Consider the following 11,767-nt stretch of genomic DNA (forward strand, 5'->3'; position numbering starts at 1 on the left):
GCTATTTTCGAAAGAGAGCAGGTACCGGCTCTGGCGTGGGCGCCATAATGCCTGTCATGCAACGATGAGCAACACACCGCAACGACGAATCAGATACCGGCGCATGCTGGTGGTGCTGGCAGCCAGCATCGTGCTGATCCTGCTCATGTGGCAGGGCGCACGACTGACCCGTGAACAGGCGCTGTCGGAACTTCATCACAGCGCCGGCAACGCGCTGCAGCTCTCCCGTGCCAATCTGACAGGCTATCTCACCCGCCACGACTATCTGCCCCATCTGCTGGCCACCCGTGAGCGCGTGCGACGCTTTCTTGCCCGGCCCGACAATACCCGCGACACCCTGGCGCTCAATCGATTGCTGGCGCGTTCACAGGCCTATGCGGATGTCTCGGATATCTACCTGCTCGACCGCAGTGGCACGACCATCGCTGCCAGTAACTGGCAGCGCACCGACAGCTTCATGGGCCAGAACTATGCCTTCCGGGGCTATTACCGTCAGGCCATTAGCGGCCGCAGCGGACGCTTTCACGCTCTCGGCATTCAATCGGGCAAGCGCGGTTACTACTTTTCGGCGCCGGTTCGGGCCAGTGGCAATACCCCGGACATGCCGCCCGATGGCGTGATGGTAGTCAAGGTGGGGCTCGAAGAGATCGAGCGCGAGTGGCAGGGTCTTGACGCCACCCTGCTGGTCACCGATATCAACGGTATTATCTTCATGGCCAGCGACCCCGCCCTGCGGCTGACCGCACTGCAACCGCTGTCGGAGAACGCCCGCCGTGGACTGCAGTCGACCCGGCGTTACACCGACCAACCACTGCCCGAGGCAGGATTCGAGACGCTTGAGACGCTGCCCGGCAATGCTCGCCTGGTGCGTCTTGACGGTCGTGATTATCTGAACCTTTCACAGCCGCTGCCACGCTTCAACTGGCGCCTGAATATCCTGCAGCCTCTGGCGCCGGTGGTGAAGGCACAGTGGCTGGGGGCGCTGGGCGCCGGCGGCAGCTGGATGCTGCTCGCACTGGGCGGTGCCATCGGCTGGCAGCGCCGTCGGCTGCGCCGCGAGCGCGAGCGCTTCGCCGAACGCGAGCGTCATACCCTGGCCCGCGCCCGCGATGAGCTGGAACGCCATGTCGCGGCACGCACCCGGGAGCTGATGGACGCCAACCAGCAGCTGTCACAGGAGATCGAGGAGCGCAGGCGCGCCGAAAAGCGGCTGCGCCAGACCCGCGACGAACTGGTACAGGCCGCGCGACTGGCCGTGCTGGGTCAGCTGGCCGCCAGCATCAATCACGAACTCAACCAGCCGCTCGGCGCGATTCGCGCCTATGCCGACAACGCCCGTGCTCTGCTGTCACGTGATCGTCCCGGGGACGCCGCCGACAATCTGGTGCAGATCAGCGAACTGGTCGAACGCATGGCCACCATCAGCGCTCAGCTGCGTCAGTTCTCGCGCAAGGGCGATGAGACCCTGACCGACGTCTCGGCTCAGGCGTGCTTCGACTATGCGCTACGTCTGTTTCGTACGCGCCTGGAGGCAGCCGATATCCGGATCAATCTGCAGATGAGTGAGGCAACCTGCTGGGTGCGCGCCGACTCGGTACGCCTTGAGCAGGTACTGGTCAACCTGATCGGCAATGCCCAGCAGGCGATGATCGACAGCACCGATCGGCAGCTGACCCTGACCGCCGAAACCCACGGTGACCGGGTTATCCTGAGCGTTGCCGACAGCGGCCCGGGGCTCAGCACCGAGGCGCTTGATCACCTCTTCGAGCCGTTCTATACCACCCGTTCCGCCGGCAAGGGACTGGGATTGGGCCTGTCGATTTCGCAGCGCATCATTCATGACCTCGGCGGTCGCCTCGAAGCCCGTAACCGCCCCGAAGGCGGCGCCCTGTTCATGGTCCACCTCCCCGCCGTCGCACCACCGCGCGCCCTGCCCCCGGAGACTTCTGCTGATGTCTGAACGCCCGGCCACCCCGGTCATCATCGTCGACGACGAACACCATATGCGCTTCACTACCGGACAGACGCTGGAGCTGGCCGGCTATCAGCCCCTGCCGCTCGCCAGTGCCGAACAGGCACTGGAAACGCTGAGGCAGGATTTTCCCGGCGTGCTGATCAGCGACATTCGCATGCCGGGCATGGATGGCATGGCGCTGCTGCGTGAAGTGCACGCCCGCGACCCGGAGCTGCCGGTGATTTTGATTACCGGCCACGGTGACGTCTCCACCGCGGTGACCGCCATGCGCGACGGCGCCTGGGACTTCGTCGAAAAACCCTTCGCCGGCGATGCGCTGGTGGAAGTGGTACGCCGTGCCGCCGAAACCCGTCGGCTGGCTCTGGAGAATCGCCACCTGCGCGCCGAGCTGGAGGCACAGCAGTCAGCGCCGGGGCCTCGGCTGGTCGGCCGCACAGCGGCGATTGCACAGCTGGCCACCATGGTGTCGCGCATCAGCCAGATAGAGGCCGATGTCCTGCTGTTCGGGGAAACCGGCGTCGGCAAGGACCTGGTCGCCCGTGCCATCCACGAGCGTAGCCGCCGCGGCGGCGCCCCCTTTGTGGCGATCAACTGCGGCGCGGTGCCGGAGAGCATCATCGAATCGGAGCTGTTCGGCCACGAGAAGGGGGCCTTCACCGGCGCCGTGGAACGACGTATCGGCAAGTTCGAGTACGGCCAGGGAGGCACCATCTTTCTCGACGAGATCGAGTCGATGCCGCTGACCCTGCAGGTGCGACTTCTGCGGGTGCTGCAGGAGCGCACCATCGAGCGGCTCGGTGCCAACACCTCCATCGAGCTGGATATCCGCGTGATTGCCGCCACCAAGGTGGATCTGAAGGCAGCCGCCGAGGCGGGGCGCTTTCGCGAGGACCTCTACTATCGGCTCAATGTGGTGACCCTGCCGATTCCACCACTGCGCGAGCGACGCGAGGATATTCCCCTGCTGTTTCAGCATTTCGCGGTGGTCGCAGCGACCCGCAGCGGGCTTGAGGCGCCGCCCCTTGATGGCGCCGGGATGTCGGTGCTGCTGTCGCATGACTGGCCCGGCAACGTGCGCGAGCTGCGTAACCTCGCCGAGCGCTATGTGCTGATCGGCAGCGCCCACGATTATCGGCTGGACGCCCTGCTGGGCGATGGCGAGAGTGACAGCGGCGACCTGTCACTGGCCCGGCAGGTAGAAATGTTTGAAAAAAGCCTGATCGACCAGGCCCTGGCCCGCTGCCGTGGCCGCATCAGCGATGCCTGTGACTATCTCGCTGTGCCGCGCAAGACCCTCTACGACAAGCTGAAAAAACATGGCCTGCGCGCCGAGGCATATCGCCACGAGGGTGACGACAGGGACGGCGGCTGAACGCAGCCGTTGACAGAACGAGCGTTGTCGCGATCCGCGCGCCGGCATCGTGCTCTTTCTTATACTTTAGCCCCGGTCAGAGCCAACAAGACGGCGCTGGCCGCCTTTTTTCCCCTCTGACACCCCTACTGTGCGGATTTCCGCACACGCCTCATGCGCCGGAATGCGGATATCCGCCCCTCGCCAGCCCTTAGCCATACGACCAAGGTGGCATACCTGAATCCCAAACCACTGAAATGTATCGAAAAAACGGCAAATGGCGCATCGCTTGCCACTCCCGTGATGTGACGCGCATCGACGCCCTGGTCGGTGTCATTGAAAAAGTCCAATCATAACGGGAGCTCCCACCATGCCAATTCTGTCGCGCAGTACCCTGGCCCTGACCGTTGCCGCCTCCATGACCACCGCGGCGTCAATGACCGCCATCGGCGCCGCCCAGGCCGGCGATGGCGCAGACCGCAGCGACTGGCCGGACAGCATTACCGTTGCGACGGCCAGTCAGGGCGGCACCTACTATGTTTATGGTTCCGGCTGGGCCAACCTGATCGCCGACGAACTGGGCATCTCCGGCGGCGGCGAGATCACCGGCGGTCCAACCCAGAACATGGCGCTGGTCCATAGCGGCGACGTGGCGCTGGGGCTGACCACCATGGGCCCGGCCGCCCAGGCGCTCAACGGTGAAAGTCCGCTGGCACCGGGCATGGAAATGGACAACGTCTGTGCGCTGTTCCCCATGTACGAAACCCCCTTCTCGGTGGCCACCCTGTCCAGCAGCGGCATCGACAGTATCGACAGCATCCCCGACGGCGCGCGCATCGGTTTTGGTCCTGCCGCCTCCACCTCCGACACCTATTTCCCGGCGATTTTGTCCGAACTGGGCGTGGAGTACGAGCGTCGCAACGGCGGCTGGTCGGATCTCGGCAGTCAGTTGCAGGACGGCCTGATCGATGTGGTCGCCTTTGCGGCCGGCATTCCCATTCCGGCGGTCAGCCAGCTGGAAGTGCAGACCGGCGTCAATTTCGTCGAGTTCACCGAAGCACAGCAGGAGACGGTCGTCGAAGAGTTCCCGGTGGCACCGTTCACCATTCCGGCCAGCACCTACAGCACGCTGGAGCGGGATATACGCGCCGTTTCGATGTGGAACTTCACCATCGCCAACTGTGATCTGCCCGAGGAATTCGTCTATCAGATCGTCAAGCTGAGCATGGAAAACAATGACCGCATGCGTGACATCCACCGCAGCGCCGCCAACAGCGTGCCGGAGAACCTTGAATACAACACCGTGCTGCCCTACCACCCGGGTGCCGTGCGCTGGTACGAGGAGAACGGTTACGAGATCGATCCGTCGCTGATTCGTCAGTAACGCACGTCGCCGCCCCGCTCACGGGGCGGCGCCGTTTTTCGATGCATTCGGGGTAACACACCATGTCCAGCAAACATGAAGACAAAAAGCCTGATGACGGCATGATCATTGCCGATGGCGTCGACAATGATGTCGTTGAGCCGACCCGACGCATTTTCTCGGGCTGGCAGTGGTGGCTGTTCGCTGCCATGGCCGTGGCCTACACCAGCTTTCACCTGATTTCGCTCAATCTCTATCCGATCGAGACGTGGACGTTTCGTATCCTGCACGTCTGCGGGGCACTGATTCTCGGCTTCGGACTCTATACCGGGGCACGCTTTGCCGAAGATGGCCAGAAAGCCTCGCCGCGCTGGCTCGACGGCCTGGCCGCCGTGCTGCTGCTGCCTGCCCTCTACGCCCTGGTGCAGGTGTTTTTGATGCGTCAGACCATGGCCGGCGGCGCCATGCGCATTGATCCATCCGTCGAGACCTGGCACTTCGGCGCCCCGCTGATTGCCGCCACCGTTGGCGCCATCGTGCTCTCATGGCTGATCCGCCGTCCGCGTGGCAGCCTGCCGATCACCGAACTGGTCCTGATGGTGTGCGCCGCTGCGGCCTCCAACTACCTGCTGTTGATGTTCAATTCGCCGATGCGGGCTTCAACCGGCACTGCCTTTGCGCCCATTGGCATCAGCTGGGCAGCCATTGCCGGCTCGCTGCTCATTCTGGAGCTGACCCGGCGCGTGGCCGGCATGGCGCTGGTGATCATTGCCGCCATCTTTATCGCCTACGTCTTTGCCGGCCCCATGCTGCCCGGCTTTCTGGGCTACCCGGGGCTGTCGCTCAACCGCTTCTTCAGCCAGGTCTACACCGATGCCGGCGTGCTGGGGCCAACGACAGCGGTCTCCTCGACCTACATCATTTTGTTCATCATCTTCGCTGCCTTCCTGCAGGCCTCGAAGGTGGGTGACTACTTCGTCAACTTCGCCTTCGCCGCTGCCGGCCGCGCCCGCGGGGGCCCGGCCAAGGTGTCGATCTTCGCTTCCGGGTTGATGGGCATGATCAACGGCACCAGCGCCGGCAACGTGGTCTCCACCGGCTCGCTGACCATTCCGCTGATGAAAAGGGTCGGCTACCCCGGCCGCAGCGCCGGGGCCATCGAGGCCGCCGCCTCTACCGGTGGACAGATCATGCCGCCGATCATGGGGGCAGGCGCCTTCATCATGGCCGAGATCACCGGCATCCCCTATACCGAGATCGCCATCGCTGCGGTTATTCCGGCGATTCTCTACTTCGCCTCGGTCTACTTCATGGTCGACTTCGAGGCCGCCCGCAAGGGCATGCGCGGCATGACCCGCGACGAGATTCCAAAGTTCTCGAAGCTGGCGCGCCACGCCTATCTGTTTGCCCCCATCATCATTCTGGTCGTTGCGCTGTTCATGGGCTATTCGGTGATTCGGGCCGGCACCCTGGCCACCGCCTCGGCAGCCATTGTCAGCTGGATATCCCCCAACAAGATGGGCCCGGCGGCGATTCTGCGCGCCCTGCAACTGGGGGGCACCATGTCGATCCAGATCATTGCGGTATGCGCCTGCGCCGGACTGATCGTCGGCGTCATCGGTCTCACCGGGGTGGGGGCGCGCTTTTCCTCGCTGCTGCTGGGGCTGGCCGGCGTCAGTCAGCTGCTGGCGCTGTTCTTCGCCATGCTGATCAGCATTCTGCTGGGGATGGGCATGCCCACAACCGCGGCCTATGCGGTTGCCGCCTCGGTGGTAGCGCCCGGCCTGATCGGTATCGGCATCCAGCCACTGGTGGCCCACTTCTTCGTGTTCTACTTCGCGGTGGTGTCGGCCATCACACCGCCGGTGGCGCTGGCCTCCTACGCCGCGGCAGGCATTTCGGGGGATAACGCCATGGGGACCTCGGTGGCCTCGTTCAAGATCGGCCTGGCCGCCTTCATCGTCCCCTTCATGTTTTTCTACAGCCCGGCGATGCTGATGGAGGGCAGCTGGTTGCAGATCGCCCGCGTCGGTGTGACGGCCACCATGGGCATTGTGCTGCTCTCCGCCACTGTTCAGGCATGGTTCTTCGGTCCGGTGAAAATGTGGCAGCGGGTAGTGATGTTCCTTGGAGCGCTGTGCATGATCTATGGCGGTATCTATAGCGACCTGGCCGGCATTGCCATCGCCGCCGGGCTGATTGTCATGCAGCGTCGCGCCCATAGCGGCAGCAACACCCCCGGCATGGCAACAACCTGACCGTAGACGATGTCCACAGAAAGGGCCCCGCACGGGGCCCTTTTCATTCGCCGGTTGATTCAGGCATGGACCGGTTGGTAGCCGGCAAGCGCCAGCTCCAGCGCCGCCACGCCGGCAGGCACGTCAACCCTGTAACCCAGCGAGCGTACGCTGGTGCCCAGCGCATGCAGGGTGCGAAACAGATGGTGTGTCCGACACTGCTCGCCCATCTGGCCGATCCGCACGATGTTGGCGCCGAAGGCGCCGGAGATCTCCACACCATGATGCTGCGAGATGTGCTGCATCAGATCACCCTGCGCCAGCCCCTCGGGGAGATGAATCCCCACCACCGAGTTCAGCCGCGACGGGCCGTCGATGTACAGTCGGAGCCCCAGCCCCTCGATACCGGCCTGCAGCGCCCTGGAACAGCGCAGATGCCGATCAAAGCGTTTTGGCAGGGTCTCCTGACACACCAGCCGCAGCGCCTCGTGCAGCGCCAGAATGCCCGACACCGGCGCCGTATAGTGATAGGACTTGTTGTACCAGAACTGATGCGCCAGCCGGGCATCCAGACACCAGTGCGTCAGGGTGCGCTCACGGGCTTCGATCACCGCCCAGGCGCGGTCGGAAAAGGCCACCAGCGACACGCCGGGAATCGAGCTCAGACCCTTCTGGCCACCGGTAATCACCACATCCACACCCCAGGCATCCATCTCCAGCGGCATGGTGCTCAGCGTACAGACCGCGTCGCAGACCACCAGACAGTCGGCCTCGGCAGCCGCGCGACAGATGGCCGGCAGGGCGTGGTTGTAGACGGTACTGGAAGTCTCTCCCTGCACGATGGTCAACACGCGCGGGCGATGGGTGCGGATTGCCTCGATGACGGCGACCTCATCGGCGGCATGCAACACGCCGGCATCCATCTCCCTGACGTCGCCGCCGGCGCGTCGGGCCATCTCGCCCAGCCGGCTGCTGAAAAAACCGTTATTGACTGTCAGCACCCGGGTGCCGGGGTCGACCAGATTGATGACCGCCATCTCCATCGCCGCCGACCCGGGCCCTGCCACACCCAGAATGTGGCGCGACTCGGTCTGAAAGACGTAGCGCGACATCGCCTTCATCTGCTCGATGATGCGCGCCATGGTCTCGCCCAGGTGATTGATGACGATACCGTTGGCCGCTGCCACCCGCGCCGGAATGGGCACGGGGCCCGCGCCCATCATGAGCAGCGGCTCATCGGGCAGAATGCTTTCCAGGGGGTCGATGTCGGGCACGGTATAGGGCATCACTCTCTCCTTGAGATGAGACCGGGCAGATCAAGGCGCCATCCAGCGATGACGCCGGCAGGAACCTTTCAGTATGCCCACGGCCTGAAAACGCCGACAAGCGAAAGATCACCAGAATCCGATCAAGGCACTGCCTGATGTCCGAGCGGCTGTCACGAACCCGGACGTATCAAGGAGAGAACAGCGAAGAGGGTCACGGGTGTGCTGCAGGGGCCGCAAGGCCCCTGCAGACCGTCCCGGAAGGGGCATCTTTAAAGACAGGCCGTCAGACGCTGTCCCAGTGCATGGTGATCTCGAACGCGCCCGGTAACAGTGCCGTCACGGCGCGTGCGCGCTGCATGAGCGTGGCGTAGTCATCGGCCACCACGTTGATATGGGCCAGCTTGCGCCCGGCCCGCGGCGCCTTGCCGTAGCGGTGCAGATGCACGCCGTCGAGGGCCAGCAGCGCGGCGCTGTCGCCCTCTTCACCGATGACATTGACCATGCAGGTCAGACCGCGCGAGCGGGTCTCGCCCAGCGGCAGCCCGGCGATGGCGCGCAGGTGATTCTCGAACTGGCTGGTCACCGCACCGTTCATGGTCCAGTGGCCGGAGTTGTGCACCCGGGGCGCCATTTCGTTGGCCAGAAGCCGGCCGTCGCGGGTCTGAAACAGCTCCAGCGACAGCACGCCGACGTAGTCGAGCTCTTCAAGCAACGCCTGAATATAGCCGTCCGCCGTGGCCTGCAGCTCGGCATCGACATCCGGCAGCGGCGCCACCGAGTAGCGCAGGATGCCCTCTTCATGCTGGTTTTGCGCGATCGGATACGAGCGCACCTCGCCGTCGCGCCCGCGCACGGCAATCAGCGAGACCTCGCGCACAAAATCCACGAACGCCTCGACCACCAGCTGGTCATGGCCGATGCGCTGCCACGCCTCTTCGGCCTGCTCGGGCGTACGCAACACAAACTGACCCTTGCCGTCATAGCCTTCCGTGGTGGACTTGGCCACCACCGGACAGCCCAGCTCGCGCGCTACTGCCTCGAGGGTCTCGGCGCTGTCGGCCAGCCGGTACTCGGGCGTGGGAATATTCAGCTGCGAAAAGAGCGCCTTTTCCCGGGCGCGGTGCTGGCACACCGCAATGGCGCGACTCGAGGGATGGACCGGTCGTAGCTGCTCGATGCGCTTCAGAAGCGCCACCGGCAGGTGTTCGAATTCATAGGTGACCACGTCCGTGCGGGCAATGAAGTCTTCCAGGGTGGCGTCATCACTGCCGGTGAGGATGTCACCGATCCCGGCGCTCGGCGCGCCGCCCGGGTCCAGTAGCGTAAACTGCTGGCCCAGCGGCAGGCCCGCCAGCGCCATCATGCGTCCGAGCTGCCCCGCTCCCAGAATGCCGATCTGCATGGCCGTCTCTCGCTGATCAAGGGAAATGAAAGGAAAACTGCGCCGGTCCTGTTGGCAACAGTACTATTCGACGCTCGGGTCGGGATTGTCCAGAACGTTTTGGGTCTGCTCGGCCCGGAAATCCTCGACGGCGCGGCGAACATCAGCGTCGTGCGTGCCGATGATCTGGGCCGCCAGCAGGCCCGCATTGGTGGCCCCGGCCTTGCCGATCGCCAGCGTTCCGACAGCGACACCGCCCGGCATCTGGGCAATCGAGAGCAGCGAATCCATGCCCTTGAGCGCTTTTGACTCCACCGGCACCCCCAGCACGGGCACCGGCGTCTGTGACGCCACCATGCCGGGCAGGTGCGCGGCACCGCCGGCACCGGCAATGATGACGTCAATGCCCCGCTCGGCGGCCGTACGGGCATATTCGAACATCAGATCCGGCGTCCGGTGCGCCGACACCACGCGCGTCTCGTACGTCACCCCCAGCCGGGTCAGCATGTTGACGGCATGCTCCATGATCGGCCAGTCCGACTTCGATCCCATGATCACACCCACACGCGGCTGCATCGGCACTCCCCTTTCGGCCATGAACAATTCGACAAGGAACCGGGCAGCGTCCGCGATGGTTGCGGCGCTGCGTCAGGTCGGAAAACCGTGCAGGATACCCGCTCGGCTAAAGGGGGGGAAGTCACGCGCGGCGCCCATGACGGTCAGCAGGGGCTCAGTTCTGGTGGCGAAAGCGCTCGGGGATGGTGCGTTCAAAGCTTTCACGCTGTCGGATATTGTCCCACCAGCGCTGCACACCCGGGAAATCGGCCATGATCTCGCGGCCTTCCGGTGTCATGACCACATAGGCCATGATCGGGGCCAGCAGAAAATCCACATAGGAGATGGGGCCGGCGACCAGCCAGGTACGCGTGGCCAGCGACTGTTCCAGCAGCGAGAACTGATGACGCACCTTCGGCAGGGCGGCGGCAATCACCGTCTCGTCGACCGGGCGCTGCAGCAGCGGATTGATGACACGCTGCCAGGCCAGCTCCATGACCATGGCCTGGTAGTAGTAGTTGTTGATCACCGCCGCCCACTGACGCATGTCGACCCGGTCATCAAGCTGACGCGGCACCAGCGCCGGCGCTGGAAAGTGCCCCTCCAGAAACTCGGCAATGGCATCGGTTTCATACAGGATACGCCCGCCGGTCTCCAGCGCCGGCACCTTGCCAAAGGGATGGCGACGCAGGTGCTCAGGGGTGTGGGTCTCGCCCTGAAGCACATCGACCGAGACCTGGTCATACGTCACGCCCTTTTCCAGAAAGAGCATGCGCACCGTGCGGACATAGGTGCTGCCATCAAAGCCGTAAAGAACAAAGTCGCTCACGCGGTCACTCCCTGAGTGTCTGCCCTGCCAGCCAGATGTTCACCAATGAACACGCAGCGTTTGCAGGATTTAACACAACCGTAGACGTATCGGCCCGCGATGCGCCACTGCCGGTGACAGGGGCTGCCCGCACGAGAGCATTTCGAGCCTGCCCTGGCGGGCCAGATCGGCCGCTACCCGGCGCACGTCCGCCATGTGCTCACGCCAGTGCGTCTCGTCAAACAGCGCTCGCGCCGCCTCCGATGGACAAAAGCTCTTGTCACGACCGCGGCGATGCGCCAGCGCCATCAGCGTATCAGCAATGGCCGTCTCGTCCGGCGCTGTCATGTAAAAAATGCCTTTATCGTGGCGTCGTGCACGAAGCAGAGCTTGTTGCCTTCGATATCGCGACAGTAGGCGGCGTAAAAATCCGGCCCGTAACAGTCGCGAATGCCCGGTGGCCCCTCACTGACGCCGCCGCCGGCCATGACCCGGTGCCAGACGTCATCGACGCTCCCCCGACCCGGCGACATGAAGCTGATCTGGGCGCCGTTGCCCCAGGTGGCCGGCAGGCCGTTGAAGGGGTAATGAATGACAAACAGCGGCCAGTGCCGCCCCGGGTAGTGCCAGACGGCATCGGGGGCGCCGCCCTCGCGCTCGCCGGCCATGCGAATCAACCCGAGCGGTTCCAGTACGTGATCGTAAAAGGCGGCCAGACGCGGCAGATCGCGCGCACCAAGATGAATATGGGTAAACATGGAATCAGACGCGTCCCCCGTTGATGGTCGACATCATGGGGGGCGCCAATGGCGGGCAGCACGGACGGGAA

Annotated in this window: 10 protein-coding genes; 4 read left to right on the forward strand and 6 right to left on the reverse strand. The window is 64.2% G+C overall.

Going from position 1 to position 11,767, the window contains the following annotated elements; all coding sequences use genetic code 11:
* The first annotated feature begins 64 nt into the window (after positions 1–64).
* The 4 genes from M1D97_RS13540 (at position 65) to M1D97_RS13555 (ending at position 6,947) form a co-directional block, all read left to right on the forward strand.
* Positions 65–1,960 (forward strand): sensor histidine kinase, encoded by a 1,896-nt coding sequence (locus tag M1D97_RS13540; RefSeq protein ID WP_456268253.1) that lies wholly within the window; start codon positions 65–67, stop codon positions 1,958–1,960.
* Positions 1,953–3,347 (forward strand): sigma-54-dependent transcriptional regulator, encoded by a 1,395-nt coding sequence (locus tag M1D97_RS13545; protein ID WP_456268254.1) that lies wholly within the window; start codon positions 1,953–1,955, stop codon positions 3,345–3,347. Before M1D97_RS13540 ends, M1D97_RS13545 begins: the two co-directional genes overlap by 8 nt.
* Before the next feature lie 397 nt (positions 3,348–3,744).
* Positions 3,745–4,710 carry a TAXI family TRAP transporter solute-binding subunit gene (locus M1D97_RS13550; RefSeq protein WP_456270229.1) on the forward strand — a complete coding sequence of 322 codons (966 nt, stop codon included), beginning with the start codon at positions 3,745–3,747 and terminating at the stop codon, positions 4,708–4,710.
* A 62-nt stretch (positions 4,711–4,772) separates the two neighbouring features.
* A complete protein-coding gene (locus M1D97_RS13555; protein ID WP_456268255.1) occupies positions 4,773–6,947 on the forward strand; it encodes a TRAP transporter permease in 2,175 nt (724 codons plus the stop codon).
* A gap of 59 nt (positions 6,948–7,006) precedes the next feature.
* Here the strand turns inward: M1D97_RS13555 and M1D97_RS13560 are convergent, their stop codons facing one another.
* From M1D97_RS13560 to M1D97_RS13585, 6 genes are all read right to left on the reverse strand, one after another.
* On the reverse strand, positions 7,007–8,212 hold the full coding sequence (locus M1D97_RS13560; protein WP_456268256.1) for a pyridoxal-phosphate-dependent aminotransferase family protein: 1,206 nt from the start codon (positions 8,210–8,212) through the stop codon (positions 7,007–7,009).
* A 265-nt stretch (positions 8,213–8,477) separates the two neighbouring features.
* Positions 8,478–9,596 (reverse strand): 5-(carboxyamino)imidazole ribonucleotide synthase, encoded by a 1,119-nt coding sequence (locus M1D97_RS13565; RefSeq protein WP_456268257.1) that lies wholly within the window; start codon positions 9,594–9,596, stop codon positions 8,478–8,480.
* Between the two features lie 63 nt (positions 9,597–9,659).
* Positions 9,660–10,172, reverse strand: a complete 513-nt coding sequence (gene purE / locus M1D97_RS13570) for a 5-(carboxyamino)imidazole ribonucleotide mutase (protein ID WP_456268258.1) — start codon at positions 10,170–10,172, stop codon at positions 9,660–9,662.
* 133 nt (positions 10,173–10,305) lie between these two features.
* Positions 10,306–10,959 (reverse strand): glutathione S-transferase family protein, encoded by a 654-nt coding sequence (locus M1D97_RS13575; protein WP_456268259.1) that lies wholly within the window; start codon positions 10,957–10,959, stop codon positions 10,306–10,308.
* A gap of 69 nt (positions 10,960–11,028) precedes the next feature.
* Positions 11,029–11,286: a DUF3253 domain-containing protein gene (locus tag M1D97_RS13580; RefSeq protein ID WP_456268260.1), complete on the reverse strand. Its 258-nt coding sequence runs from the start codon at positions 11,284–11,286 to the stop codon at positions 11,029–11,031.
* Complete coding sequence (locus tag M1D97_RS13585) at positions 11,283–11,696, reverse strand: VOC family protein (RefSeq protein WP_456268261.1); 414 nt, start codon at positions 11,694–11,696, stop codon at positions 11,283–11,285. Before M1D97_RS13585 ends, M1D97_RS13580 begins: the two co-directional genes overlap by 4 nt.
* Between the last annotated feature and the right edge of the window lie 71 nt (positions 11,697–11,767).

The organism is Kushneria sp. AK178, assembly GCF_053903105.1.